The sequence below is a fragment of the Corynebacterium sp. genome (genome assembly GCF_030152825.1).
Taxonomy (GTDB): domain Bacteria; phylum Actinomycetota; class Actinomycetes; order Mycobacteriales; family Mycobacteriaceae; genus Corynebacterium.
This window is the reverse complement of the sequence record NZ_JASLIP010000028.1, coordinates 24656-51103: the sequence shown is the minus strand read 5'-3', so window position 1 is coordinate 51103 and position 26448 is coordinate 24656. Positions and strand designations below refer to the sequence as shown.

General features: G+C 62.6%; 31 protein-coding genes. 25 read left to right on the top strand and 6 right to left on the bottom strand.

What is annotated here, in order from left to right:
• Positions 1-383: 383 nt before the first annotated feature.
• Entirely contained in the window at positions 384-1574 is a 1191-nt protein-coding gene (gene tuf / locus Q1V78_RS03315) for an elongation factor Tu (RefSeq protein WP_300611588.1), read from the top strand.
• A gap of 232 nt (positions 1575-1806) precedes the next feature.
• Here tuf and Q1V78_RS03310 read toward each other — a convergent pair whose 3' ends face one another.
• Positions 1807-2262 (bottom strand): hypothetical protein, encoded by a 456-nt coding sequence (locus Q1V78_RS03310; RefSeq protein ID WP_300611586.1) that lies wholly within the window; start codon positions 2260-2262, stop codon positions 1807-1809.
• 822 nt (positions 2263-3084) lie between these two features.
• Between Q1V78_RS03310 and rpsJ the strand changes: the two genes are divergently transcribed.
• The 13 genes from rpsJ to Q1V78_RS03245 all read left to right on the top strand — a co-directional run bounded on the left by rpsJ (position 3085) and on the right by Q1V78_RS03245 (position 11129).
• Positions 3085-3390, top strand: coding sequence for a 30S ribosomal protein S10 (gene rpsJ / locus Q1V78_RS03305; protein ID WP_010120790.1), 306 nt, complete (start codon positions 3085-3087; stop codon positions 3388-3390).
• A 51-nt stretch (positions 3391-3441) separates the two neighbouring features.
• Complete coding sequence (gene rplC / locus Q1V78_RS03300; RefSeq protein WP_012359575.1) at positions 3442-4098, top strand: 50S ribosomal protein L3; 657 nt, start codon at positions 3442-3444, stop codon at positions 4096-4098.
• Positions 4095-4772, top strand: coding sequence for a 50S ribosomal protein L4 (gene rplD / locus Q1V78_RS03295; protein ID WP_012359576.1), 678 nt, complete (start codon positions 4095-4097; stop codon positions 4770-4772). Before rplC ends, rplD begins: the two co-directional genes overlap by 4 nt.
• A complete protein-coding gene (gene rplW, locus Q1V78_RS03290; RefSeq protein WP_070758468.1) occupies positions 4769-5077 on the top strand; it encodes a 50S ribosomal protein L23 in 309 nt (102 codons plus the stop codon). The genes rplD and rplW overlap by 4 nt, the downstream gene beginning before the upstream one ends.
• Positions 5078-5114: 37 nt before the next feature.
• Positions 5115-5951, top strand: coding sequence for a 50S ribosomal protein L2 (gene rplB / locus Q1V78_RS03285; RefSeq protein WP_300611579.1), 837 nt, complete (start codon positions 5115-5117; stop codon positions 5949-5951).
• 16 nt (positions 5952-5967) lie between these two features.
• On the top strand, positions 5968-6246 hold the full coding sequence (rpsS, locus tag Q1V78_RS03280; protein WP_012359579.1) for a 30S ribosomal protein S19: 279 nt from the start codon (positions 5968-5970) through the stop codon (positions 6244-6246).
• 2 nt (positions 6247-6248) lie between these two features.
• Complete coding sequence (gene rplV, locus Q1V78_RS03275) at positions 6249-6611, top strand: 50S ribosomal protein L22 (RefSeq protein WP_012359580.1); 363 nt, start codon at positions 6249-6251, stop codon at positions 6609-6611.
• Positions 6611-7357 (top strand): 30S ribosomal protein S3, encoded by a 747-nt coding sequence (rpsC, locus tag Q1V78_RS03270; RefSeq protein ID WP_012359581.1) that lies wholly within the window; start codon positions 6611-6613, stop codon positions 7355-7357. The genes rplV and rpsC overlap by 1 nt, the downstream gene beginning before the upstream one ends.
• A 6-nt stretch (positions 7358-7363) precedes the next feature.
• Positions 7364-7780: a 50S ribosomal protein L16 gene (gene rplP, locus Q1V78_RS03265; RefSeq protein ID WP_070758467.1), complete on the top strand. Its 417-nt coding sequence runs from the start codon at positions 7364-7366 to the stop codon at positions 7778-7780.
• Complete coding sequence (gene rpmC, locus Q1V78_RS03260) at positions 7780-8013, top strand: 50S ribosomal protein L29 (protein WP_015381236.1); 234 nt, start codon at positions 7780-7782, stop codon at positions 8011-8013. The genes rplP and rpmC overlap by 1 nt, the downstream gene beginning before the upstream one ends.
• Positions 8010-8288 carry a 30S ribosomal protein S17 gene (rpsQ, locus tag Q1V78_RS03255; protein WP_300611561.1) on the top strand — a complete coding sequence of 93 codons (279 nt, stop codon included), beginning with the start codon at positions 8010-8012 and terminating at the stop codon, positions 8286-8288. Before rpmC ends, rpsQ begins: the two co-directional genes overlap by 4 nt.
• 186 nt (positions 8289-8474) lie before the next feature.
• A complete protein-coding gene (locus Q1V78_RS03250) occupies positions 8475-9710 on the top strand; it encodes an MFS transporter (RefSeq protein ID WP_300611558.1) in 1236 nt (411 codons plus the stop codon).
• Positions 9711-9851: 141 nt separating this feature from the next.
• The gene (locus Q1V78_RS03245; RefSeq protein WP_300611631.1) at positions 9852-11129 is read left to right on the top strand and encodes an MFS transporter; all 1278 of its coding nucleotides are present in this window, start codon (positions 9852-9854) and stop codon (positions 11127-11129) included.
• A gap of 283 nt (positions 11130-11412) precedes the next feature.
• Here the strand turns inward: Q1V78_RS03245 and Q1V78_RS03240 are convergent, their stop codons facing one another.
• The 5 genes from Q1V78_RS03240 to Q1V78_RS03220 form a co-directional block, all read right to left on the bottom strand.
• Entirely contained in the window at positions 11413-13854 is a 2442-nt protein-coding gene (locus Q1V78_RS03240) for a GNAT family N-acetyltransferase (protein ID WP_300611628.1), read from the bottom strand.
• Complete coding sequence (locus Q1V78_RS03235) at positions 13854-15194, bottom strand: SidA/IucD/PvdA family monooxygenase (protein WP_300611556.1); 1341 nt, start codon at positions 15192-15194, stop codon at positions 13854-13856. Before Q1V78_RS03235 ends, Q1V78_RS03240 begins: the two co-directional genes overlap by 1 nt.
• Entirely contained in the window at positions 15187-16707 is a 1521-nt protein-coding gene (locus tag Q1V78_RS03230) for a pyridoxal-dependent decarboxylase (protein WP_300611554.1), read from the bottom strand. Before Q1V78_RS03230 ends, Q1V78_RS03235 begins: the two co-directional genes overlap by 8 nt.
• A gap of 195 nt (positions 16708-16902) precedes the next feature.
• Positions 16903-17832, bottom strand: coding sequence for a siderophore-interacting protein (locus tag Q1V78_RS03225; RefSeq protein ID WP_300611552.1), 930 nt, complete (start codon positions 17830-17832; stop codon positions 16903-16905).
• Positions 17833-18025: 193 nt separating this feature from the next.
• Positions 18026-18427, bottom strand: a complete 402-nt coding sequence (locus Q1V78_RS03220; protein ID WP_300611550.1) for a hypothetical protein — start codon at positions 18425-18427, stop codon at positions 18026-18028.
• 486 nt (positions 18428-18913) lie between these two features.
• On the opposite strand from Q1V78_RS03220, the gene rplN reads away from it, so the two are divergent.
• The 11 genes from rplN (at position 18914) to rplO (ending at position 26292) form a co-directional block, all read left to right on the top strand.
• Positions 18914-19285 (top strand): 50S ribosomal protein L14, encoded by a 372-nt coding sequence (gene rplN / locus Q1V78_RS03215; protein WP_300611548.1) that lies wholly within the window; start codon positions 18914-18916, stop codon positions 19283-19285.
• The gene (gene rplX, locus Q1V78_RS03210; protein ID WP_012359597.1) at positions 19286-19597 is read left to right on the top strand and encodes a 50S ribosomal protein L24; all 312 of its coding nucleotides are present in this window, start codon (positions 19286-19288) and stop codon (positions 19595-19597) included. It abuts the gene before it with no gap.
• 2 nt (positions 19598-19599) lie between these two features.
• Entirely contained in the window at positions 19600-20181 is a 582-nt protein-coding gene (rplE, locus tag Q1V78_RS03205; protein WP_012359598.1) for a 50S ribosomal protein L5, read from the top strand.
• A gap of 215 nt (positions 20182-20396) precedes the next feature.
• The gene (locus Q1V78_RS03200) at positions 20397-20885 is read left to right on the top strand and encodes a hypothetical protein (protein WP_300611544.1); all 489 of its coding nucleotides are present in this window, start codon (positions 20397-20399) and stop codon (positions 20883-20885) included.
• Positions 20886-21055: 170 nt separating this feature from the next.
• Positions 21056-23119 (top strand): PhoX family phosphatase, encoded by a 2064-nt coding sequence (locus tag Q1V78_RS03195; RefSeq protein WP_300611626.1) that lies wholly within the window; start codon positions 21056-21058, stop codon positions 23117-23119.
• A gap of 480 nt (positions 23120-23599) precedes the next feature.
• The gene (gene rpsH, locus Q1V78_RS03190; protein ID WP_300611541.1) at positions 23600-24007 is read left to right on the top strand and encodes a 30S ribosomal protein S8; all 408 of its coding nucleotides are present in this window, start codon (positions 23600-23602) and stop codon (positions 24005-24007) included.
• A gap of 18 nt (positions 24008-24025) precedes the next feature.
• Positions 24026-24562, top strand: coding sequence for a 50S ribosomal protein L6 (gene rplF / locus Q1V78_RS03185; protein ID WP_300611539.1), 537 nt, complete (start codon positions 24026-24028; stop codon positions 24560-24562).
• Positions 24562-24972 carry a 50S ribosomal protein L18 gene (rplR, locus tag Q1V78_RS03180; RefSeq protein ID WP_012359603.1) on the top strand — a complete coding sequence of 137 codons (411 nt, stop codon included), beginning with the start codon at positions 24562-24564 and terminating at the stop codon, positions 24970-24972. The genes rplF and rplR overlap by 1 nt, the downstream gene beginning before the upstream one ends.
• 40 nt (positions 24973-25012) lie before the next feature.
• Positions 25013-25654, top strand: a complete 642-nt coding sequence (gene rpsE / locus Q1V78_RS03175) for a 30S ribosomal protein S5 (protein ID WP_300611535.1) — start codon at positions 25013-25015, stop codon at positions 25652-25654.
• Positions 25655-25657: 3 nt separating this feature from the next.
• On the top strand, positions 25658-25843 hold the full coding sequence (rpmD, locus tag Q1V78_RS03170) for a 50S ribosomal protein L30 (RefSeq protein WP_070644714.1): 186 nt from the start codon (positions 25658-25660) through the stop codon (positions 25841-25843).
• 2 nt (positions 25844-25845) lie between these two features.
• Positions 25846-26292 carry a 50S ribosomal protein L15 gene (gene rplO, locus Q1V78_RS03165; protein ID WP_012359606.1) on the top strand — a complete coding sequence of 149 codons (447 nt, stop codon included), beginning with the start codon at positions 25846-25848 and terminating at the stop codon, positions 26290-26292.
• Positions 26293-26448: the final 156 nt, after the last annotated feature.

Below are 26448 nucleotides of genomic sequence, written 5' to 3'. Positions count from 1 at the left end.
GGAGAGGTTCTGCACCTTTAAGCCCGCCCGGGTGGCGGTCCACACCAGTGGAGCCGCGCGAAACCTGGGCAAACACCAACCCCGCACCTGCGGGGTGGGGTAGGGGCTTGCACGTCGCACCATCGAAGTTTTTAAAGTACTTCACAGTTGAGTATGATGCGGTGTGCTGGCCGTTACCCACTTGGAGAGCCTTAAGAGTTCTTCAGGGTGGCTGAGATTAAGCGCCAGCGAGTCTGGTTGCTGGTTTCAGGACAGTTTGTAATCGGCATAATAAATTTCGGTTTGTCAGCTACCTGCCTTTAAGAGGTAAAATGGTGAACCGGAGAAGTAAATCAATGTGGCTGCGAGAGTCGTAGCCACCGAGAAGTCCAGGAGGACACTAAGTGGCGAAGGCAAAGTTCGAGCGCACAAAGCCGCACGTAAACATCGGTACCATCGGTCACGTTGACCACGGTAAGACCACCACGACTGCTGCGATCACCAAGGTTCTGCACGACACCTACCCAGAGCAGAACCAGGCCTTCGCCTACGACGCCATCGATAAGGCGCCGGAGGAGAAGGAGCGCGGCATCACGATTAACATTTCTCACGTCGAGTACGAGACTGAGAAGCGTCACTACGCACACGTCGATGCCCCGGGCCACGCTGACTACATCAAGAACATGATCACCGGTGCTGCTCAGATGGACGGCGCCATCCTGGTTGTTGCTGCAACCGATGGCCCGATGCCGCAGACCCGTGAGCACGTTCTGCTGGCTCGCCAGGTTGGCGTTCCGTACATCCTCGTTGCACTGAACAAGTGCGACATGGTTGACGATGAGGAGCTCCTCGAGCTCGTCGAGATGGAGGTCCGCGAGCTTCTGGCTGAGCAGGACTACGACGAGGAGGCTCCGGTCGTCCCGATCTCCGCACTGGGCGCCCTGGAGGGCGAGCAGAAGTGGGTCGACTCCGTCCTCGAGCTGATGAAGGCTTGCGACGAGTCCATCCCGGACCCGGAGCGCGAGACCGATAAGCCGTTCCTGATGCCGGTTGAGGACATCTTCACCATTACCGGCCGCGGCACCGTCGTTACCGGCCGTGTTGAACGTGGCGTCCTGAACCTGAACGACGAGGTCGAGATCCTGGGCATCCGCGAGAAGTCCACCAAGACCACCGTCACCTCCATCGAGATGTTCAACAAGCTGCTGGACACCGCAGAGGCTGGCGACAACGCTGCACTGCTGCTGCGTGGTCTGAAGCGTGAGGACGTCGAGCGCGGCCAGATCATCGCTAAGCCGGGCGCTTACACCCCGCACACCGAGTTCGAGGGCTCCGTCTACGTCCTGTCCAAGGACGAGGGCGGCCGTCACACCCCGTTCTTCGACAACTACCGTCCGCAGTTCTACTTCCGTACCACCGACGTTACCGGTGTCGTTACCCTGCCAGAGGGCACCGACATGGTCATGCCGGGCGACAACGTTGAGATGAGCGTCAAGCTGATCCAGCCGGTCGCAATGGACGAGGGCCTGCGCTTCGCTATCCGTGAGGGTGGCCGCACCGTTGGTGCTGGTCGTGTGACCAAGATCAACAAGTAATACTGCTTCTTTAAGCGGTTGGCTTGCCGCTAGCCCTAGGGGCGGGCGGAAAGCTTAAACCCCCGGAGCTTCGCTACTCAGCGAGCTACCGGGGGTTTCTTGGGTCTATTGGGGGTGTGCAGCTAGCGGGGTAGCGTGCCTTAGAGGGGTACGCGGCCGGGGTGGGGCGCTTGAGCTGGCTATGCGACCGCGTAGGGGGTGCGGCGCCCGGAGCGGTGCCGGTGGCGAGGAGCTACTTGCCCGTGTTGAAGCGCTTGCTGGCACGGTTGAGGACGTCCTGGGCGGTCTTCTCGACCTTCTGTTTCACCTTCGGCGGGACCTTGGACTCGTAGAGGCCCTGGCCCTTCTCCTTGATCCACTTGCTGCCCTTCTCCCCGCGCTCGACGAGGTAATCCGCGGTGGCGACGACGGGATCCGCGTAGCGCTCCGCGAACTGGATGGCCTGCTCCGCGGCCTTGGGGTCGATAAATGAGGGGCGGTGCTCCTGGAACTGTTCCCGCAAAGCTGCGCTGAATGCGGTCTTGCGGTCCCAGCGCTCGTCGAGATTCTTGAGCTCTGTGATGAGGGCCTCGTTACAGCCGCCGTGGTCTGGGTGGTGTTCGCGGACGATGGCGCGGCGGGCCTTGACGTACTCCGGGTTCTTGCGGAAGCTCTGGTTGCCGCCGGTGTTGCGGGCCTGGTTGGCCATGGAAGCCTCTCCTCGGTGGTCGGGCGCCTTGGTTGGGCGGTTTGGGGTCCTGTGGTCGCGTGCTGGCGCTGCCGGGCTGGCTCTGGCGCTGCCGTTGTATCTCGGCCGGTGCGCGGAATGCCTTTCAGCCTATTGTATTAGCCGTTTTCGCTTTCGGATTTCCTTAATGAACCCGTCCAAGGGTGAGGCATGTCGAGGAGACCAGATCTATTGGGCCGCGTCCGTTCACCGAGCCGCCAAGGGCGCCAGAAAAATTAATTTGGCCTCACGCGTTCTATGTGGTTGAATACTTGACGTTGCTTTGACACGGCACATGAGGCCATGCGTGCTTGATTAAGCCTAACCGGAACTGATCAGGATCAAACGCCCAGCCAAGAAGGTGCTGATGGTGAAGCGAGCATGAACCAACACAGTGGGGGATAACTCTGCTGTGCGGTACTTCGCGCGGGAACGGCGACACGCCCGACCGCGGGTGCCGGAGTGGGACATGGTAAATGAACAGCGGCAGTAAGCATAAGGAAAGAACCTTTTGCCTCCTCTGCGCCCAAAACTGCAGGTAACCAGCAGTGTTTAAGCGCATGAGCACTAGTCCCCACGCGGGGAGGGTCTCTTCCAACACACAGTGTGTGCTTTGTTAACAACGCAAACGCGATCGTTTATCACCCCAACCGGTGCAACGAAGTGAACAGAGAAGACACTGAGCAAACTGGCGTCTGGACCAGGCCCCACGGCCGGACAGCGTTAAGACAAGAAAAGAAGCGTGTTCGCTCACAAGCTCGACAGCAGGTCGAGAACGTGGGCACGCTGAGGAAGAGGACAAGCGTGGCGGGACAGAAGATCCGCATCAGGCTCAAGGCCTACGATCACGAGGCAATCGACGCTTCTGCCAAGAAGATTGTTGAGACGGTCACTCGTACCGGCGCCCGTGTAGTCGGCCCGGTGCCGTTGCCAACTGAAAAGAACGTTTACTGCGTCATCCGTTCGCCGCACAAGTACAAGGACTCGCGCGAGCACTTCGAGATGCGTACTCACAAGCGCCTGATCGACATTCTCGACCCAACCCCGAAGACCGTTGATGCCCTCATGCGCATCGACCTTCCGGCAAGCGTCGACGTCAACATTCAGTAAGCCTGAGTCGAGTCTGAATACAGCAGCTTAAAGGCAGCGGAGAACAAAACTATGAGTGATATTGAGATCAAGGGCATCCTGGGCAAGAAGCTCGGCATGACCCAGATCTTCGATGACGAGAACCGCGTCGTACCGGTCACCGTCGTCGAGGCTGGGCCTTGTGTCGTAACCCAGGTGCGCACCAAGGACATCGACGGCTACGAGGCCGTCCAGATCGCATTCGGTGAGATCGACCCACGTAAGGTCAACAAGCCTGAGTCTGGCCACTTCAAGAAGGCCGGCGTTACCCCTCGTCGCCACGTCGCCGAGATCCGTGTTGCGGATGCTTCCGGCTACGAGGTTGGCCAGGACGTAACCGTCGAGATCTTCAACGAGGTCGACTTCGTGGACGTCACCGGCACCTCCAAGGGTCACGGCTTCGCCGGCGGCATGAAGCGCCACGGCTTTGCTGGCCAGGGTGCAGCACACGGTAACCAGGCAGCGCACCGTCGCGTCGGTGGTATCGGCGGAGCCGCTACCCCGGGTCGCGTCTTCAAGGGCAAGCGCATGGCAGGTCGCATGGGCAACAACCGCGTGACCATGCAGAACCTGAAGGTTGCCAAGGTCGATACCGATTCCAACCTGCTGCTCATCAAGGGCGCAGTTCCGGGTATCAACGGCGGCATCGTCGTTGTCAAGACCGCAGTGAAGGGCGGTGCTAAAGCATGAGCAATCTGAAGCTTGATGTACATACCGCTGATGGTAAGACCAACGGCAGCGTAGAGCTCCCAGCATCCATCTTCGATGTTGAGGCGTCCGTCGCGCTGATGCACCAGGTCGTTACCGCTCAGCTCGCAGCGAAGCGCCAGGGCACGCACGCAACCAAGGGTCGCGGGGAGGTCCGTGGCGGTGGCCGCAAGCCATTCCGCCAGAAGGGCACCGGCCGTGCACGCCAGGGCTCCATCCGCGCACCACACTTCACCGGTGGTGGCACGGTCCACGGCCCGCAGCCGCGCGACTACTCCCAGCGCACCCCGAAGAAGATGAAGGCCGCCGCACTGCGCGGCGCCCTGTCTGACCGCGCACGCCACTCCCGCATCCACGTGATCGAGGAGCTCGTGCCGGGCCAGATCCCATCCACCAAGTCTGCACGTTCCTTCCTGGAGCGTCTGACCGAGCGCAAGCAGATCCTGGTCGTCCTCACCCGTGAGGACCTGACCGCTCGCAAGTCCGTCGCCAACCTGCCGAACGTGCACGCGCTGCCGGCAGACCAGCTGAACACCTACGACGTTCTGCACGCAGACGACGTCGTGTTCTCTGTCGAGGCACTGGACGCCTTCATCAAGGCAGCAAGCGGCGCCAACAAGGCCGAGGACCAGAACACGAAGGAGGAGGCTAAGTGAGCAACAAGGTTGTAGATCCTCGCGACGTCATCATCGCTCCGGTCGTGTCTGAAAAGTCTTACGCCCTGATGGAGCAGAACGTTTACACGTTCCTCGTCGCACCAACGTCCAACAAGACCCAGATCAAGATTGCCGTCGAGCAGATCTTCGGCGTGAAGGTCGCCAGCGTCAACACCGCAAACCGTGAGGGCAAGCTCAAGCGCACCCGCTACGGTTACGGTCGTCGCAAGGCCACCAAGCGCGCCATGGTGACCCTGGTCGCCGGCAGCGATCCGATCGACATCTTCGGTGGCACCGTCGCGTAAGCGTCGGCAAACCGACAGGTAAAGAGGAAGCAAAAGTATGGCTATTCGTAAGTACAAGCCGACTACGCCGGGTCGCCGCGCGAGCTCCGTCTCCGAGTTCAGCGAGATCACTCGCTCCACTCCAGAGAAGTCTCTGCTGCGCCCGCTGTCGAAGACCGGTGGCCGCAACGTTCACGGCCACATCACCACCCGTCACAAGGGTGGCGGCCACAAGCGTCGCTACCGCGTGATCGACTTCCGTCGTAACGACAAGGACGGCGTGGTCGCAAAGGTCGCTCACATCGAGTACGACCCGAACCGCACCGCAAATATCGCACTGCTGCACTACCGCGACGGCGAGAAGCGCTACATCATCGCTCCGCGTGGCCTGAAGCAGGGCGCACTGGTTGAGTCCGGCCCGAACGCAGACATCAAGGTTGGCAACAACCTGCCGCTGCGTAACATCCCGGCCGGTACCACCATCCACAACGTCGAGCTGAAGCCAGGCGGCGGCGCCAAGTTGGCCCGTTCCGCTGGTGCCTCGATCCAGCTGCTGGGTAAGGAAGGCAAGTACGCAGTCCTGCGTATGCCGTCCTCCGAGATCCGCCGCGTCGACATCCGTTGCCGTGCAACCGTCGGCGAGGTCGGTAACCAGGAGCAGATCAACATCCGCTGGGGCAAGGCCGGCCGTATGCGCTGGAAGGGCTGGCGCCCGACCGTCCGCGGTGCTGCTATGAACCCGGTCGACCACCCGCACGGTGGTGGTGAGGGCCGCACGTCCGGTGGCCGCCACCCAGTGTCCCCATGGGGTCAGCTGGAGGGCCGCACCCGCCGACCGAACCGTCCGAGCGACAAGATGATTGTCCGCCGTCGCCGTCCCAACAAGAAGCGCTAAGAGGAGGTAGCAGAGAATGCCACGCAGCCTTAAGAAGGGCCCATTCGTTGACGAGCACCTCCTCAACAAGGTGGATGCTCAGAACGAGAAGGGCACCAAGCAGGTCATCAAGACCTGGTCCCGCCGCTCGACTATCTTGCCCGACTTCATCGGTCACACCTTCGCCGTCCACGACGGTCGCAAGCACGTGCCGGTGTTCATCGATGACTCGATGGTTGGTCACAAGCTGGGCGAGTTCGCACCGACGAAGACCTTCAAGGGTCACGTCAAGGACGACATGAAGGGTCGTCGATAATCATGACTGAAACTGTGAATTCCGCACGCGCCACCGCGCGTTTCGTGCGCGTCAGCCCGATGAAGGCACGCCGCGTGATCGACCTGGTCCGCGGTAAGTCCGTCGAGGACGCCCTGGCAATCCTGAAGTACGCCCCGCAGGCTGCTTCCGAGGACGTCGCCAAGGTTGTTGCCTCCGCAGCGGCTAACGCAGAGAACAACTTTGGTCTGGATCCGCGCACCCTGGTCATCTCCGAGGCATACGCCGACGAGGGCCCGACCATGCGTCGTTTCCGTCCGCGCGCTCAGGGTCGTGCTTTCCACATCCGTAAGCGCAGCAGCCACATCACCGTGGTAGTCGAGAGCCAGAAGGGAAGTGCTCAGTAGTGGGCCAGAAGATTCAACCCCACGGCCTCCGGCTGGGTATCACCTCCGATTGGCGGTCCCGCTGGTACGCCGACAAGCAGTACGCTGACTACCTTGCCGAAGACATCAAGATCCGCGAGTTCCTCTCCGAGGGCCTCGAGCGCGCCGGCATCGCGAACGTGGTCATCGAGCGCACGCACGACCGTGTGCGCGTCGACATCCACACCGCACGTCCGGGCATCGTGATCGGCCGTCGTGGTTCCGAGGCTGACCGCATCCGCGGCAAGCTCGAGAAGCTCACCGGCAAGCAGGTCCAGCTCAACATCCTCGAAGTCAAGAACGTTGATGCCAACGCTCAGCTGGTGGCTCAGTCCATCGCCGAGCAGCTGGTCAACCGTGTTGCATTCCGCCGCGCTATGCGCAAGGCAATCCAGGGTGCAATGCGTCAGCCACAGGTCAAGGGCATCAAGGTTGTTTGCTCCGGTCGCCTGGGCGGCGCGGAGATGGGTCGCACCGAGCGCTACCACGAGGGTCGCGTTCCGCTGCACACCCTCCGTGCCGAGATCGACTACGGCACCCACGAGGCCCACACCACCTTCGGCCGCATCGGCGTCAAGGTGTGGATCTACAAGGGTGACGTCGTCGGCGGTCGCCGCGAGTCCTTGATGAACGCTCGCGACGAGCGCCCGTCCCGCGGTGGTCGCCGTGAGCGCCCGCGCCGCGGTGGTGCACGCCGCCAGCGCGCCGAGAAGAAGCAGGAGGGCTAAGAACAAATGCTTATCCCCAAGCGCGTTAAGTTCCGCCGCCAGCACCGCCCGAACCGTAGCGGTATGTCCAAGGGCGGCAACCGTGTGACCTTTGGCGACTACGGCCTGCAGGCCCTGGAGCCGACCTACATCACGAACCGCCAGATCGAGGCTGCACGTATTGCCATCAACCGCCACATTAAGCGTGGTGGCAAGGTGTGGATCAACATCTTCCCGGACCGTCCGCTGACCCAGAAGCCGCTCGGCGTGCGTATGGGTTCCGGTAAGGGCCCGGTCGAGAAGTGGGTCGCCAACGTGAAGCCAGGCCGCATCCTGTTCGAGATGTCGTACCCAGATGAGCAGACCGCTTTGGAGGCTCTGCGCCGCGCTGGCGCGAAGCTGCCATGCAAGGTGCGCATCGTGAAGAAGGAGGATCAGTTCTAATGGCTACTGGTATCCCAGCCTCTGAGCTCCGCGAGCTCAGCAACGAGGAGCTGACCACCCGCCTGAAGGAGAGCAAGGAAGAGCTGTTCAACCTTCGCTTCCAGATGGCGACCGGCCAGCTGACCAACAACCGTCGTCTGGGCGTTGTCAAGAAGGACATCGCTCGCATCTACACGGTCCTGCGCGAGCGCGAGCTCGGGCTGTCGACCAACCCTGGTGGTGACGCAGCATGAGTGAGGCTAACGTGAACAAGAAGGAAAAGGGCCAGCAGAAGGTCCGCACCGGCTACGTGGTCTCCGACAAGATGGCTAAGACCATCGTCGTCGAGCTGGAGGACCGTAAGCAGCACGCCCTGTACGGCAAGATCATGCGCACCAACTCGCGCGTGAAGGCACACGACGAGAACGAAACCGCAGGCGTGGGCGACCGCGTCCGCATTATCGAGTGCCGCCCGCTGTCCAAGGACAAGCACTTCCGTCTTCACGAAATCGTGGAGAAGGCTAAGTAGTATCCTTGAGTAGGGGGATAGTCCTAGCCCCGCCACCCCGGGGCTAGGGCGCACCCTGAAACACCCCCGTGTTCGATATACCGAGCACGGGGGTTTTCGCATGCAATGCAACAGGCGTAGCGTGGAAAACCGTCTTTTTATTTGATGCATCACGGTGCCCAACCGCCGAAGGAGGCCTTAAAGGAATTGAAGGAGAACACCGCCGCCGCACCCCAACCACCAGCAGAAGGTAAGCTGATTACCCCCGCATTCGCCCTCGCGTGGGTCATTAACTTCACCCAGTATCTGGCCTTCTACATCCTGGTCACGACGATGGCCCTCTACGCGGTGAAACAGTTCGCCGCCTCGGATGCGGCGGCCGGTTTCGCCTCTAGCTCCTTCGTCGTCGGTGCCACGGTGGCGCGCCTGTTCTCCGGCTACCTTGTGGACGCTTTCGGCCGGCGGCGGGTGCTGTGGATCTCCCTGGCTGTGGTTGCGGTCAGCAGCTTCGGCTACCTGCTGGAGGGCTCCTTCTGGGTCTTGATCCTCGTGCGCATGCTGCACGGCCTGAGCTATGCGATCGCCTCCACGGCGGTGATGACCACCGCCCAGCGCGTGATCCCGCCGGCCCGCCGTGCGGAGGGCACCGGCTTCTTCGCGCTGGGTAATACGCTCTCCACGGCGCTGGGCCCGGCGTTCGGGCTGTTCCTGGTCGGTCAGTTCAGCTACCGCGCATTGTCCACGACGACGATCGCGGTTGCGGTGGTCAGCCTGGTTCTCGGCGTCCTGCTGGGATTGACGGCGGGGGAGCGCGCCGCGGCGGAAGAGGTACGTGGTGGGCAACGTCCGAGCTTCCACGCCTCGGATATCGCGGATGGCCGGGTGGTGCCGATCGGTGTGTTCATGCTGATCGTGGGCGTGAGCTACTCGGGCGTGATCACCTTCCTGATGAGCTACTCGGAGGAGCGGGGCACGCAGACGGGGGCCTCGGTGTTCTTCCTGGCTTATGCCGCCGCGATGTTCATCTCCCGCTTCTTCCTGGGGCGCATTCAGGACGAGCGGGGCGATAACGCCGTGGTGTACTTCGGCGTGGTCATGTTCATCGCTGCGCTCGTGGTTCTGGCGCTGGCGGGGAATGACGCCCTGGTCATCGTGGCCGGTGTGTTGAGCGGTCTGGGTTACGGGACGCTGATGCCCGCCTCGCAGGCGATTGCGGTGCGGTTGGTGGACGCCTCCCGGCTGGGTACCGGTATTTCCACCTTGATGCTGCTGGTTGACGTGGGCGTGGCCTTGGGGCCGATCTTCCTGGGAACACTCATCAGTGCGACCGGCTACTCGGCGATGTACCTGCTGCTTGCCGGTTTGGTCGCGGTGGCTGGGGTGTTCTACTTCTTCGTCCATGGGCGGCGGCCGCAGGCCAAGCAGGGCTATGCCGACGCTTAGGCTGTTGACCCCGGTGGGCTAGCGTTAGTTGATATGGCACGTGATGGTGAGGAGTTAACGCAGGGGGCAGGAGCACGAGAGGAGTGCGCCGGGGAGGTCGGCGGGGAGCAAGCGCTGGTGGCTGCTGGGAAGTCGAGCTCGGTGGCTGGACAGAAGCCCGATGCGGGAGCTGGCGTAAAGCCGGGCTCGGCGGCTGCCAAGAAGCCTGACTCGGCGAAGGCCGAGAAACCAGCGGTACCTCAGTCCATCTGGGTGCTGGTCGCCGCGGCCTTCATCATCGCCCTGGGCTATGGACTGATCGCGCCGGTGTTGCCGCAGTTCGCGCAGTCCTTCAACGTGGGCGTGGCCGCGGCTGGCGCGGTGGTCAGTATTTTCGCCTTCTCTCGCTTGGCCTTCGCCCCGGTCTCTGGGCGGCTGGTGGATCGGCTGGGCTCGCGGCGCGTCTACCTTTCGGGCCTGCTTATCGTGGCGTTGACGACTGGCCTGGTCGCGTTTGTGGGGGAGTACTGGCACATCCTGCTGTTGCGTGCGGTCGCGGGTATCGGTTCCACGATGTTCACGGTCTCCGCGATGGGACTGATCGTGCGGCTCTCCCCACCGGCGATCCGCGGGCGCTGCTCCAGCCTGTACGCCACGGCCTTCCTGCTGGGTAATGTGCTGGGGCCGGTGCTGGGCGCGATGCTGTCGGTGCTGGGCATGCGCGCACCCTTCGCGATCTATGGCGCGGCGGTGTTCCTTGCGGCAGTTGTGGTGTGGCGGCGCATGCCGGCCTCTGTCGGGGTGCAGCAGACCGAGGGCGGACGGCAGACCACCCCGATGCGCTTCCGGGAGGCCTTCGCGGACTCCGCGTACCGCAGCGCCCTGGTTGGTGGCTTCGCCAATGGTTGGCTGAACTTCGGGGTGCGCGTGGCGACCCTGCCGCTGCTGGCCGCGGCGATTTTCGAATCCGGCGCGGCCTACGCGGGGCTGGCGATGGCCGCCTTCGCCGCGGGGAATGCGGTGGTGCAGCAATTCAGCGGGCGGGCCGCCGACCGGGTTGGCCGCAAGCCGTTGATCCTCGTGGGTCTGCTGGCCAATGGTGCGTTCACCGCGGCGCTGGGATTCTCTGACCGGGTGTGGTCGTTGCTGTTGCTCAGCGTGCTGGCTGGTGCGGGTGCCGGTCTGTTCAACCCGGCCCAGCAGGCGGTGCTCGCGGATGTGATCGGGGCGGAGCGCTCGGGTGGCAGGGTGCTCGCGAACTTCCAGATGGCGCAGGACACCGGCTCGATCCTGGGGCCGATCATCGTGGGACTGCTGATCCAGTGGGCCGGCTTTCGCGCGGGCTTCCTGGCCTGCGGGGTGGTTGCGGGGCTCGCGGTGGTGGCGTGGTGCTTCGGCCGAGAGACACTGCGCAACCCGAACGCGGTGGAGAAGCTTTAGCGCGTGGGGGCGCCAGTGAAAATTACCGACATTGAGGTCGGGAGGACTCTCGTTGGCTAAGCCTCACCTGGCTTAAATTTGCTCAACTTTACTGCCCCGAGGCTATTGCGCTACGTGCAGACGTTTACGGGTCGCACACCGAGACATGAGCGGAACCGCAGGCCAAAGGTCCTTCATCGTGCCGCGGTCAGTGGTCTAGCAACGCACTGCCCGCGACACGGAGCCTGAGTGTGCTCGCGCGGTTTTGCGCGGAGCAGCGGACCAGCGGGGCCGGTGCCAGGAGTTACTCCGCCAGTGGGTTGGCGATATCGCCCGCGTAGATGAGCGAACCATTCTGTTCCCCGAGCTCCACCATCGTTAGCGGGTTTCGCAGCTGCAGGCGGTTTAGGCACGAGTGCCGAAATGTCTCGCTGAGTAACGGCAGCTGCTCCAAAGTGCCCGGGTGACTAGCTTCGTAATCTTCCACGCAGTCCCGAACAACCTTCCAAAAGTCTGCGTCGCTCAGAAGACTGTGGTCCGCCATTAGTGCCGCGAGATGGCGTAGGACCCCGTCGAGGACGTCCGTATGGATGGACAACGCCCGTTGCGCGGCGTCGAATTCACCGTGATCGGCTTGAATCCGGGAGATTTCCTCTGGGACAGGCTGATCCCGGTGAACCACGGCGACTTCCTCGCCGAGGTCCTTGAAGAATGCTCCCACCGGAACGCCACGGCGCAACCGCAGGATGACATTCTCGCCGTGTGGCATGAAGGCGATACTGTGGCTGGCCATGGCGTGGATGACAGGCCACAGGTAGACATTCATTAGTTCGCGCAGCCAGGCCTCGGCGGTCAGCCCGGATTGCTCAATCCACTCGCCGATGACGGTATTTCCTTCCCCATCGACGTGCAGGGTGGACGCCAGCGTCACCGCGAGTTCCGTCGGCTCGAGGAAACCAATAGGTGATTCGCGCCAAAGGCCTGCCAGCATCTTGACATGCTCGCTGGACGTCGAACCTGTTCGTGGCAGGCTGCGATGATAGACGTCCGCGACGTAGCCGACGGTGGCGATCTCTCGAAGCAGCTGCACACCGTGGTCAACAAACTCTGGGCTTTCGCCGATCGTGTGCTGCAACCAGTCGTTGATCGCCGGTGTGGACTCCATGTAGGTAGCTGATAAACCGCGCAGGAACCCCATGTTCCGTACCGCTACCGCGGTTTTCACATATGGGTTTGAGGGACGAGAGTGGTTGAAAAAGGTGCGCAGGGACTGCTGTGGCCGGTACAGGTCCTGACTCGTGCCCACGTATAGGAGTTTTCCGCTGGCGATATCACTGGCGAAGGTAGTGGTCAAGCGGTGATCCCACTGCCACGGGTGGACGGGGATCGGTACATAGTCCTTGGGGTCCCCATCGGCCTGCTCCACCGCCCGGGTGAAAGTCTCCCACAGGTCCTGGCCGAGCTGCTGCGCCCAAAAGTGTGATCCACCAGGGGACTGCCCGGGGAGGTCGTGGCTCACGGCGTGTACGCAGGAGGATGTGCTGGCCGCGAGCCACACGAGGGGGCCGGCGGCTGAAAGTTCCGGGGCCCACGCGTTGAGGTCGCCCTCGCTCATTCCACCTCTTCCGGAGTTGGCGATGAAGCTAGGGTGTCCCTCCACCATGGAAGCCTCCACGAACTGCAGCTGATCGGCCTGGGCCTGCGGGCTCAAGCGCTCCGGCAGGTCGCGACCGCTGAGTTGGCGGGCCGACGGGCGGCCGCGGTGCAGCGCCCGTGCGCGTGCCGCCAGTGTGGCCTGAATTTCCTCGAGGTACGTATGGAGGAAACCTGGCGAAATTCGCAGCTCGTCGCTGGCCTCGGCGATGAGCTCGGAGAGCATCGGCAGCACGGGGGAATCCGTGCAGCGCAGGCTGGACGGGTCGATGCTGAGATGTTCCAGCCGGTGGGGCGTGGCGCGAAACTCGATTGTTCTCGGGCCGAATTGGACAGCGTGGGTGGATGTATCGGGTGCGTTCGCGTTCGTGTCCACCCGAGTTGCGGTGAGGAGACGTTCGTGGACGAACTCGCGGATTGCCTTGGCCATGAGCTGCCTGTTGGCTTCCGTCATCGCAGGGGAGCTGAGGTGGGGCGCTGGTGCCGCTGCCACTGCCTGTTCGGTGGCGGCATGACCTGCTAACGCGGATGCCCGGAAGCGCTCGGCAGTGCAGCGCTGGACCCTGGCCGTTTTCTCCGCGCTACCGAGTGTCAACTGGGTGAGGCCCGGGCCGGGGACGCCTCGGAATCCGGCCAGTGCGTTCTTGGCGAGGATCTTCTGGTTTCCCGCGTCCGGCTCCACTACGACCCGTCGCGCTCCGCGGTGATCGCACAGCCAGCGCATCGTCGCCGCGAATATGGAGTTCGTGAACCCGGGGCGAGGGTTCTCCCGTGGCGGGGATACGAGGATGTGCATGCCCACGTCCCCGGGGGCATGTTCCAGGCTGGGGACGCCATCCAGCAGGATCTCGCTGGGGTCGTAGGTTTCCACCAGCGCTGCGGGGTGGTCGTCTATGCGCAGCAGCCAGGCTGCCTCATGCGCTGCATCCGTGATGCGAAGGTACTCGCGTTCCACCTCCTCAACGCTTGCATCGAGGGATTGCCAGTAGAAGGCGTGCGGGGAGGTGAGCCAGCCGTGAAGCAGAGGGGCGTCCCGTCGCGGTTGGACGGGGGAAATCGTGACCCGACCATGTGGTGTGAGGATTCCCTGCATCACAGGCCCTCACCTCCGAACGTCTGGAAGGCGATGTCCCTCTCGAGCGGATACACCTCTCGGCCGGTGATGCTGGCCAAGATCGTGGAGTTACGCCACGGCCCCATGCCTAGGTCTGGGGAGATCAGCGAGTGCGTGTGCTCTTCGGCGTTCTGCACGTGGATCGTGGCGTCGTCGTTAATGGAGAAATCCGGGGCGACCGCATAACGGCCTGCGGCGTCGACGTTGAAGGATCCGCGCAGTGGCTCGAGGAAGGCGGGGATAGTGGGGGCGCGGTACCCGGTGGCGAGGATGAGCACATTGGTGGCATGAACACCGGTGGCGCCGGATTCCGCGTGCTCGACCCGCAGGCGGTGGGTCCCCGTGGTGCCATCCGTGGGCTGCGCGCCGGGCGCCCAGGACACCGCGCACCCGGCGCGCAGCGTTGATCGCAGCTCGCTGGTGCGGGAGAAGCGGTAGAGAGCGTCGTAGATCTCGTTGACCGTATCGCCGGAAATGCCTTTGTAGAGGTTGCGCTGTTCGCGGTTTGTGCGATCGCGGGTCGCCTCCGGCAGTGAGCGGAAGTAGCGTGCGTAATCCGGGCTGGTCATCTCGAGGGTGAGCTTGGTGTATTCCATGGGGAAGAAACGTGGCGAGCGGGTGAACCAGTCGAGGCGCTTGCCCTGAGTAGCTCGCTGTTCGATGAGGTCCAGGTAGATCTCGGCGGCGGATTGGCCGGAACCGATGATCGTGATGGAGTTGGCCGGCAAAATTTCTTCCTTGCGGTGCAGATAGTCTGCGGAGTGCAGAACTTTCGGCGCGTCGAGGGCACCCGCGAGGTCCTCGGGGACGAAGGGCTCCGTGCCCACGCCGATAACTAGGTGGCGGGCCTGAATCTGGTCTGTGCCAGTGGGGTGGGAATAATGGGCGGTGAAAGTGCCGTCTGCGTGCTGCTCGATGCGGGTGACGTTGTGGTTCCAGTGCAGGGTGTCCAGCTGCCCAGCCACCCACACGCAGTAGTCCGAGTACTCCGCGCGGAGGGGGTAGAAGTCCTCCTTGATGAAGAAGTGGTGCATGCGGCCCTGCTGTTTGCAGTAGTTGAGGAAGCTGTAGGGGCTGGTGGGGTCGGCCATCGTCACCAGGTCTGCGATGAAGGGGACTTGGGTTGTCGCGGTGGGCAGCATCATGCCGGGATGCCAGCAAAACCCGTCCCTCTTGTCTAATACGGCGAGGCTGAGCTCACCGCTGTCCACCAGGGGCTGGGCAAGGGCGGCGAAACCGAGGTTGAATGGGCCGGCGCCGATGGCGAGGACGTCCACTTGCGTCGGCGTGTCGGTGGGGCTAGCGGGGTGGTTAGTCATGGTCGGCGATCTCCTTTGCGGGGTTATTCCGGGTGGCGGTTGCCTGGTCGACGACGAGGTCGAGGACGTGTTGGATGTCGACGGTGGAAAGCGTGGGGTCCAGGATGGTGAATTTCAGCCAGCTTTCGCCCTCGATGACGGTGGTGGCGACGACCGCCTCGCCCCGGGCGTGCAGCGTGCGTTTGATCTCCTGCGGTGAGGGTTCGTCCGGGGTGGTGGGGCGGAAGAGCAAAGTGGTCAGTTGCGGCTGCTCGAACAGCTCCAGGTGCGGGTGGTCAGTGATCAGGGCGGCCGAGATCTGGGTGATGTTGCGGCAGGCGTCGAAAGCCTTGCCGATTGCGTCGGCGCCGTGGGCACGCAGGGTGAGCCATAGCTTGAGGGCGTCGAAACGGCGGGTGGTCTGGAGGGAAAAGTCCGCGAGGTTGAGTTCTTTCGTGTCCTCGGGGTTCAAATAGTCCGCGTGCCAGGAAATGTGTGCGAGATCCGCCGGGTTCCGCAGCACGACAGCGGAGCACGCCACGGGTTGGAAGTAGGTTTTGTGAAAATCCACGGTGACGCTATCTGCGGACTCGATGCCCTGGAGCCGGTGTCTCTGCGTGGGGGATACCAACATGGCGCCGCCGTAGGCCGCGTCCACATGCAGATGAACGCGGTGCTTGTGCGCGATGGGAGCGATGCTCGCCAAGGGGTCGATCGCTCCGAGATCCGTGGTGCCCGAGGTGGCGACAATAGCCATGGGGATCAGACCGTCGCGGGTACATTCGGCCAACGCCTCGTCAAGCGCCGTGGGTGACATTCGGTGGTGGGCATCGGTTTCGACCACGCGTGAGCCGGTGGTCGGGTGGAGGCCGAGGGTATTGCTTGCCCGGGCTACTGAGTAGTGAGTGTCTGCCGTATGCAGGATGCACAGGCGGGGAAGTGCGTCGTATCCGTGAATCGCGAGGGTTTTGTTTCGGGCGATGAGCAATGCTTGAAGGTTGGACTGGGTTCCGCCGGAAGTGAAGGCACCGTGGGATCCCGCGGCAGGCCACTGGAGTTTTTCGCAGAGCCAGTGCAGGAGCTTTTGCTCGATGAGCGCAGCGGAGGACGCCTGGTCCCACGATTCGACGGCAGTGTTCACAGCGCTGGCGATGGCGTCTCCAGCTACGGCTGTAGCTGAGATCGGGCAGTTCAGGTGGGCAATGTAGTGGGGATGGTGGTACCAGACGGCGTGGTCGAGCCATAGCCGGCGCAGTTCGCTCAGGCTCTTCCGCAGGGAACCGAGGGGATTTTTGAGATCGACGCCATCGACTGCGGCGCCCAGCTGCTCTGCGGGCGTGGCGCTGCACGGGGCGTGCTCCCCTGTGAAATAGTCCGTCGCCGCGTGGGAGGCGGCAGAGAATACATCAGCCAGGCGAGTGGGTGAGTGTCCGACGAGATCATCGTCGAAGTCGATTCGGGGAGGGAGCGTCGTGAACCGGGGGCTGCCGGGCTCGACCCTTGCGTGGGTGGACTCGTTGATCGAATTGAACATGCGGGACACCGTAGCAAGGCTAGGCTAACCTTACCTGATAAAGGATTGAAGTTATCCTACGAATTCGAGTCGATCAACGGTGTCGGTGGAGTGCATGGATTGCGCATCGACGCACTAAGAAGGCCTCGACGCCTGCCGGGGGCTCAAAGTATGCGGCGGCCGCGCGCTCCGATCGCTGCCGATCAGTAGCGGCCCCTAAGGGCGGGCTTTGCCGAGGAACCAATACGGGCACCACTGCACCTCGGCGGGGCTGAGCTGCCACGTGTTCACGCAGTGGCGGCGCACCTGCTTGCAGAGACTGCCTTCGCCGGCAACCCAGACGTAGTGGGCGAGGCGGGCGGGGTGCTCGAGAGAATCTATGCGCTCGAGTAGGCGCGCGGTGTGCGTGGCGAATTCGGTGGCCGGGGAAAATAGGAGCTCAAGGCTGCCGAGCCTGCCCTGCCATTCCGAGAATAACTTCGGCTCAATGTCCTCGGAGTTTTCCGCGACCGCAATCACGTGCATCTCCTGTAGCTGTTCTGGTGCGAAGGCTGCTGTGTACTCCAGGATCGCGCGCAGGGACGGCAGCGCGGAGGGGTCCGCAATGAGAGTCTGTGCCGAGTTAGCGCGGTGCCATAGCCCCTGGGCGGTCCAGATGCCTACTTCCGAACCTGGCTGGGCGGAGAGGCACCACCGCAGGCCCGGGCCCACTTGCCCATCGGTGTCGAGGTTCTGTTGAGTGATGCCGTGGGTCACGATGTCGAAGGTGAGCTCGCCCTCCTGAGGGTCGAAACGGCGCACGGTGTACCAGCGCAGGTTTGGCCGGATCTGTTTGGGTATCGCGGCGACGGCGGCGCGCAGATTTTCGCCGCCTGGGTGCTGCGGGAGGTGCAGTGGCGCGCCGGGTTGTGGCATGAGCAGCCCGAAGAACTCATCCGGGCCGGAGAGTTGGTGCGTCGCAAAGGCGGGAGAGTGCAGTGTGATGCGGCGCAGCCGGGGCGACGGTGCGAACACTGCGCGGACGGTGGCGCGGAAGAGCTCGTGCCCTCCGAACTGCGGCGGGGTGAGCAGGCTGTGATCGGAGAACGCGGCCTGCTGGCGGGAGCTGGGCGTGAGCTTCGTGGGCGACGGGGCGGCAGTATTCATGGTGGGAATTAGCTTACCCTTACCTACCTTCAGTTCGAAAGGGGGGCGGGCAGATCTGCTCCTCGCGATAGCTGTGCGGGGGAGAGGTGCGCGGTGTGGCTGAAACACAGGCAAGAAAAAGCGGGGCCCGAGGGTGATCCTCGGGCTCCGCTGGGGTTCAGGCCGGGCGCTTAGCCGGGCAGAGCGCCAGCATTTACTTGGTGAACCGCTTGGCGAGCTTCTCGATGTTCGCGAAGAGAGCGGAGATGGAGCCCAGCAGGGACACGACAGCCGCAACAGCAGCGCCAACCGCGATCAGCTTGTCGAGGCCCTTGGTGGTCTCGTCCCAGCCGAAGAACTTGGAAGAGCCCGTAGCTTCCTTCTCGTCTGGGTTGGTGGTGTTCCCGTCCTTGTCGCCCTCGGTCTCCTGGTTCTGGTCCTTGTTCTCCTCCTTGCTCTTCTCGGAGGAGCCGGTCAGCTGGTTCTTCAGCTCGGAGGAGCCGTTAGTGTTCTGCTCGACGGAAGACTGGTTGGTGTTGCCCTCCTCAGCGACGGCGACGCCGTGGGACAGAGCGACGGGGGAAGCAGCTGCGAGCGCGATGATGGTCTTCTTCATGAAGAATCCTTCCCGGCCCCTGATTTCCAGGACCGATTGTGTCAATGAAGTTTGAAAGCGATCCGGCGCTGAATTCTCATGTTTCACCGGTTCCCCGGTGCCATCACGAACCCGGGCGAAGAATTTTCGACCACGTCCAGCGCGTACGCAGGAAGGTATAAGCGAAAGATGATAAAAAGCATCTCTACTTTTAGGTCCTTTCGACGCTCCGTGCAGTTCGTTGGTAAAACTTCAGCATGCGCTTGAGAATCTCCCCGAAAATGGCGCTTCAAAGTGCTGTAAATCACAGTCCATGGCCGCCAGAATCAAGTAGCCCATAGCATCTCGCTTCCCAGGATTTGGGAGGCCAGCCAGCCTGTGCCATAATGTGCAGGTTGCCTCGCGCGGGCACGCTTTGTCGTGCGCGCAATAACCGAGGCAAGGACCGCGTGCGTGAGGGTCGGAAATCCCGCGCACACCAACTACTAGGTTCTAGGAGACTCTAAAGTGCTTCAGCAAGAATCGCGCGTGCGAGTAGCTGACAACTCGGGTGCCCGGGAAATCCTGGTCATCCGCGTGCTCGGCGGCTCCGTCAAGCGCAGCGCTGGCATTGGCGATGTCGTGGTTGCAACCGTCAAGGAAGCAGCCCCAGGCGGCACCGTCAAGGAAAACGAAATCGTGCGTGCAGTCATCGTCCGCGCCAAGAAGCCAACCCGCCGCCCAGACGGTTCCTACATCTCTTTCGATGAGAACGCAGCCGTCATCATCAAGGCCAACGATAACGACCCACGTGGTACCCGTATCTTCGGCCCAGTCGCTCGTGAGCTTCGCGAGAAGAAGTTCATGAAGATCGTTTCTCTTGCTCCGGAGGTGCTGTAAATGAAGATCCGCAAGGGCGATACCGTCATTGTTATCTCCGGCCCGGACAAGGGCGCTAAGGGCAAGGTCATCGAGGCCTACCCGAAGCGCGACAAGGTTCTCGTCGAGGGCGTCAACCGCATCAAGAAGCACGTAGCCAACTCCGCCCCTGAGCGTGGCGCAGAGTCCGGCGGCATCGTGACCCAGGAGGCACCGATCCACGTCTCCAACGTGATGGTCATCGACTCCGACGGCAACCCGACCCGCATTGGTTACCGCTTCGAAGACGGCAAGAAGATCCGCGTATCCAAGCGCAACGGGAAGGACATCTAAGGATGAGCGACAACTACACTCCTCGTCTGAAGGCTCAGTACCGTGAGGAAATCCGGGAAAAGCTGCAGGCTGAGTTCAACTTCGATAACGTCATGCAGATCCCAGGCGTGACCAAGGTTGTCGTCAACATGGGCGTCGGCGACGCTGCACGTGACTCCAAGATGATCAACGGCGCAATCGCTGACCTGACCGCAATCACCGGTCAGAAGCCGCAGGTCCGCACCGCGAAGAAGGCAATCGCTAACTTCAAGCTGCGCGAGGGCATGCCAATCGGCGCCCGCGTCACCCTGCGTGGCGACCGCATGTGGGAGTTCCTGGACCGCCTGCTTACGATCGCGCTGCCGCGTATTCGTGACTTCCGCGGCCTCTCCGACCGCCAGTTCGACGGCCACGGCAACTACACCTTCGGCCTCTCCGAGCAGACCATGTTCTACGAGATCGACGTGGACAAGATGGACCGTCCGCGCGGTATGAACATCACCGTCGTCACCACTGCTACGAACGACGAAGAGGGTCGCGCACTGTTGCGTCGCCTCGGCTTCCCGTTCAAGGACAAGGACGGCAAGATGCAGCAGGCTGACTAGTGTCTAGTCTTCTGTAGCTCTGTGACAGCGCCCCACCGGTTACGGTGGGGCGCTTTTGCCATGTAGGGGAGCGGGTGAGGGGCGAGGGCGCGGGAAATAAGGTGATACATCATCGACAGCGGTTTGGTTCGTCGCTAGGCTGGGGATCATTCTGCATTTATTGGCATCCCGGTGCTTGCGTGCCGGAGGTGCGGAGAAGAAACAAAGGAGAAAATATGTCTTTCCTGCCTAGCGCGATCCTGCGTTCCGTCCCGGGCGCCTACATCGTCAACTCTGCCATCGAGAAGTTCGGCGCTGAGCCAGCTAAGTCCGCTGGCCTCCAGCAGTTCGCCGCCACTGGCGTCCCTGCCCTGAAGAAGCTGCCCAGCGACCAGTTTGCCAATATCCTCGGTGGCGCAGAGCTCGCCGTCGGCGGGGCACTGCTCGCGCCCTTCGTCTCCAACAAGCTCGCGGGCGCTGCCCTGACCACCTTCGGTGCCGGGCTGCTCACGATGTACTTCCGCAACCCGAACATGACCCAGGAGGACGGGATCCGCCCGACCGAGGAGGGCCTGCAGCTCTCCCCGAACGTCTTCCTCGTGGCGATCGGCGCCGGACTCGTCGCCATGGACGCCTCCGACGGTGCAAGCAAGCTGAACACGAAGCGGAAGATCAAGAAGGCTGAGAAGCGCGCAGAAAAGCGGGCGCTCAAGGCTGAAAACTAAGGCTGCGTAGGCTCCGGCGTGGATCAACCAGGGCGCACTCCATCCCGTAGGGGAGGGCTCGCGCCTGGAGCTGGAGACAATTCACGGCGGGTTCACCCTCGCCTCCCTTGAAGGTCACTTCGATTGCCTATCTTGTTGCTCGCAAGACCCACAACAAGAAGGACAATTACGTGGCTATCAAGGGTATGAACCTGCTGTTCCAATCTCGTCGCTCATCCCGCACCTGTACCTACAAGTGCGGTAACGCATGCTTCGGCGAGTGCGGAAACACCTCCTCGAACCCATACTTCGGGGACATCTCCCGCCGCAGCGTTCTGCGCGGTGCCGGCCTGGCAGCGCTGACCATCGGCGGCGGAACGGCGCTGGCGGCCTGCGCGGACGGCAGCACCGCCCAGTCCTCCGGCTCTTCCGAAGGTGGCAAGGCTCCCGGCCCGCTGAAGGGCATGCAATTCGAGCCAGTGGCCGCCAACGAGAAGGACGAACTCGTGGTCCCGGCAGGCTACGCCTCCGGCGTACTGATCGCCTGGGGTGACCCAATCTTCCCGGACGCCCCGAAGTTCGACCCGTACAAGCAGACCGCCAAGGCCGCGGAGCGCCAGTTCGGCTTCAACAACGACTTCGCCGGCCTGCTGGAGCACCCGAAGGACCCGAACCGCCTGCTGTACGTGTGCTCCCACGAGTACACCACCGAGCCACACATGTTCCCGCGCTACGATGCCGAGAACCCGACCGATGAGCAGATCAACATCGGCCTGGCCAACCACGGCCACACCATCCTCGAGGTCTCCAAGGTTGGCAAGACGGGCGAGCTCAAGCGCGAGTTCGGCCCGCTGAACCGCCGCATCACCGGTGAGACCAACTTCGAGATGCGCGGCGTGGCCGCCGGCCACGAGCTGGTCAAGACCAAGGCCGATCCGAGCGGCAAAAAGGTCCGCGGCACCCTGAACAACTGCTCCGGCGGCATCACCCCGTGGGGCACCTTCCTCTCCGGCGAGGAGAACTTCGAGCAGTACTGGGCCAACGCCGACAAGGCACAGGTCGAGGGCAAGGCCAAGGAAGACATCAAGCGCTTTGATCCCCCGGAGGGCGCCTCCGAGCGCAAGTGGGAGCGCCTCCACGACCGCTTCGACCTTTCCAAGGAGCCCAACGAGTTCCACCGCTTCGGCTGGATGGTCGAGGTCGACCCGACCGACCCGTACTCCACCCCGGTCAAGCACACCTCCATGGGCCGCTTCAAGCACGAGGCCGGCAACATCTACGTCACCGACGACGGCACCGTCGTCTGCTACTCCGGCGACGACTCCCGCTTCGAATACATCTATAAGTTCGTCTCCTCCAAGAAGATCAAGGAGGGGGACATGAAGCACAACATGACCATCCTCGACGAGGGCACCCTCTACGTCGCCACCCTGAAGGGCAACTCCCCAGACAAGGAAATCACCGGCGACGGCGAGCTGCCAGAGGACGGCAAGTTCGACGGCACCGGCCAGTGGAAGAAGCTGCTGACCGTCACCGCGGACGGCGCGAAGTCCCACGTCGAGGGCTTCACCCCGGAGGAGGTCGCCGTCTACACCCGCATGGCTGCGGACAAGGTCGGCGCGACCAAGATGGACCGCCCGGAGGACTTCGAAGCCAACCCGCACACCGGCCTGGTCTACGTCGCCCTGACCAACAACAAGTACCGCGGCGCCACCGGCGAGAACGCCGAGAAGAACCAGGAGGACCCGACGGAGTACGCCCCGATCCGGGAAAACAAGAACGGCCTGGTCATGGAGATCGACGACGAGCACGCGGGGGAGAAGTTCACCTGGAACCTGCTGCTGGTCTGTGGCGACCCAGAAGAGGCAGAGACCTACTTCGGCGGCTTCGATAAGTCCAAGGTTTCCCCGATCTCCTGCCCGGACAACCTGGCCTTCGATTCCCACGGCAACCTGTGGATCTCCACCGACGGCAACGCCCTGGACAGCAACGACGGCCTCTACGCGGTCGGGCTGAAGGGCGAGAACCGCGGCGAGACCCGCTGCTTCCTCACCGTCCCGGTGGCTGCGGAGACCTGTGGCCCGATTGTTACGGACGAGCGCGTCATGGTGAACGTCCAGCACCCAGGCGAGGACGACGACGCCACCTTCGAAAAGCCCGCCTCCCACTGGCCCGATGGCGGTAACTCGGTGCCGCGCCCGGCCGTGGCGGTGGTGTGGCGCCGCGACGGCAAGAAGATCGGTATCGAGGCCTAGCGGAAAAGATCTAGCGAAACGAGCCCAACAGAAAGGGCCCAGCGGACCGAGCCCCGCAGAAAGGGGTCCGGCGGAAAAGCCGAGGGGGGATGGCCGCGGCGACTGGTATACCGGCGCCGCGGGTTTGGCGTCAGTTTTCCATTCCTGGAACATGACGGTCGGAATGGATGCTAGCGGGACCAACAGGCACCGGCTTGGCAATAAATGCGCAGGTTGCTAAGCTTGTTGAGTCTTGTTGCGGGAAAAGTGTGCCCACAGCACACTTGACGTGCGCAGATCTGCTCACACAGTCAACAAGAGCTAGTAAGAAAACATCCACTTTGTTGTAGGCCCCCTGCCCATAGCGGCCGCGGACACATCTTGGTAGCGAGCGCCCCAAGCTATTGGGCTTGGAAGTGCGTTAGTCGCCAGCGAGTCGCGGTGCACGCGAAAAGGGTGGGAACGGGAACCGCAACGAGAAAGGTAAAGGTCACCTAAACCATGACCATGACTGACCCGATCGCGGACATGTTGTCCCGCGTGCGGAACGCTTCCAACGCGTTCCACGACAGCGTCACGATGCCTTCCTCCAAGCTCAAGGCTCACATTGCTGAGATCCTGAAGCAGGAAGGTTACATCGAAGACTTTGCCGTCAACGACCGCAAGGATGGCAAGGCAGGCAAGGAGCTTGAGATCACCCTCAAGTACGGCCCGACCCGCGAGCGCTCTCTCGCCGGTGTCCGCCGCGTCTCCAAGCCAGGCCTGCGTGTGTACACCAAGTCCACCAATCTGCCAAAGGTTCTCGGTGGCCTGGGCGTGGCAATCATCTCCACGTCCCACGGCCTGCTGACTGACCGTGAGGCCTCGAACAAGGGCGTCGGCGGCGAAGTGCTCGCCTACGTCTGGTAATAGAAGGAGGAACCAAGCATGTCTCGTATCGGCTTCGCTCCGGTGTCCGTCCCTTCTGGCGTCACCGTCACCATCAACGGTCAGAACGTTGAGGTCAAGGGCCCGAAGGGCACCCTCAGCTCTGACATCCCAGCACCGATCGCAGTGGCACAGGAAGGCGACGAGATCGTCATCTCCCGCCCGGACGATCACCGCAAGAACCGCTCCCTGCACGGCCTTTCCCGCTCCCTCGTCAACAACATGGTTGTTGGCGTGACCGAGGGGTACACCACGAAGATGGAGATCTTCGGCGTTGGTTACCGTGTGCAGCTCAAAGGCAAGGACCTCGAGTTCTCCCTGGGCTACTCCCACCCAATCCTGATCAAGGCTGACGAAGGTATCACCTTCGCCGTGGACGGAAACACCAAGTTCTCCATCTCTGGCATCGACAAGCAGAAGGTCGGACAGATCGCCGCCAACATTCGTGGCCTGCGCAAGGATGACCCATACAAGGGTAAGGGCATCCGCTACGAGGGCGAGCAGGTCCGTCGCAAGGTCGGAAAGACGGGTAAGTAATGAGCAACAACGATTCCAACAAGGCTGGCAAGCGCCTCCCGCTGGGCAAGGACATCTCCACTCGCCGTCGCGTTGCGCGCTCCCGCCGTCACAACCGCATCCGCAAGACCATCCAGGGCACCCCAGAGACCCCGCGTCTCGTCGTGCACCGTTCTTCTCGCCACATGCACGCACAGATCATCGACGACACCGTCGGTCACACCCTGTGCGCTGCGTCCACCCTCGAAGCAGAGGTCCGTGGAGTCGAGGGCGACAAGAAGGCACGTGGCGCCAAGGTTGGCGAACTGATCGCACAGCGTGCGAAGGAAGCTGGCATCGAGGCAGTCGTCTTCGACCGCGCTGGCTACCAGTACCACGGCCGCGTCGCCGCTCTGGCAGACGCCGCCCGCGAAGGTGGTCTGAAGTTCTAATGACCACCAACACCATGAACTCCAACGGAAGGAACGCGTGATGTCGGAACGTGACCGTAACGGCGGACGCTCCGCCGATAACACCCGCAACGATCGCAACGAGCGCGGCGGCCGCAACGAGCGCGGTGGCCGTAACGATCGTCGCAACAACCAGCAGGACGAGCGCAACCAGTACATCGAGCGCGTCGTCACCATCAACCGTGTGTCCAAGGTCGTCAAGGGTGGTCGTCGCTTCAGCTTCACCGCTCTGGTGATCGTGGGTGACGGCCAGGGCATGGTCGGTGTCGGCTACGGCAAGGCCAAGGAAGTCCCGGCTGCTATCCAGAAGGGTGCCGAGGAAGCTCGCAAGAACTTCTTCCGCGTCCCGATGATCAACGGCACCATCACCCACCCGGTGCAGGGCGAGGCCGCAGCAGGCGTCGTCATGCTGCGTCCGGCTGCACCAGGTACCGGTGTTATCGCCGGTGGCGCAGCCCGTCCGGTGCTGGAGGCCGCTGGCATCCAGGACATTCTCTGCAAGTCGCTCGGCTCGCCGAACGCCATCAACGTTGTTCACGCAACGGTGGCCGGCCTCAAGGAGCTCGTGCGCCCAGAAGAGGTCGCCGCACGGCGTGGCAAGAGCCTCGAAGAGGTTGCTCCGGCAGCCATGCTGCGCGCCCGTGCTGCAGGACAGGGGGCATAACCCATGGCACTGAAGATCCGTCAGATCAAGGGCACTGTTGGTAAGAAACAGAACCAGCGTGACACGCTGCGTTCCCTCGGCCTGAAGCGCATCGGTCAGGAGGTCATCCGCGAGGACAACTCTGTCACCCGCGGCATGGTCCACACCGTTCGCCACCTGGTCGAGGTCGAAGAAGTGGCAGGGGAGTAAAAATGAGCGATCCAATCAAGCTCCACGACCTCCGTCCGGCCAAGGGTGCAAACAAGGCCAAGACCCGCGTCGGTCGTGGTGAAGCATCCAAGGGTAAGACCGCTGGTCGTGGTACGAAGGGCACCAAGGCCCGCAACAAGGTTCCTGCATACTTTGAGGGTGGCCAGATGCCACTGCAGATGCGTCTGCCGAAGCTCAAGGGATTCAAGAACAACAACAAGGTCATCTTCCAGGTCGTGAACGTCTCCGACCTCGAGAAGGCCTTCCCGAACGGCGGCGACGTCGCAGTTGCCGACCTCGTCGCAGCTGGCCTGGTCCGCGCTAAGCAGCCGGTCAAGGTGCTGGGCAACGGCGAGATCAGCGTCAAGCTGAACGTCACCGCACAGAAGTTCTCGGGCTCCGCTAAGGAGAAGATCGAGAAGGCAGGCGGCTCCGTCACGGAGGCTTAAACCTGAATAACGCAACCCAGCGGGGGGCTTTCCTCGCCCGGTAGCGGCATAACAAGACCCCGCATGGTGCATCCCGCACCGGCGGGGTTTTCTGCTTTCCATGACCTGCGCGGGTAGTAGGCCGGAAACTTTCTAAACCACCAGCCAAACTGTTAC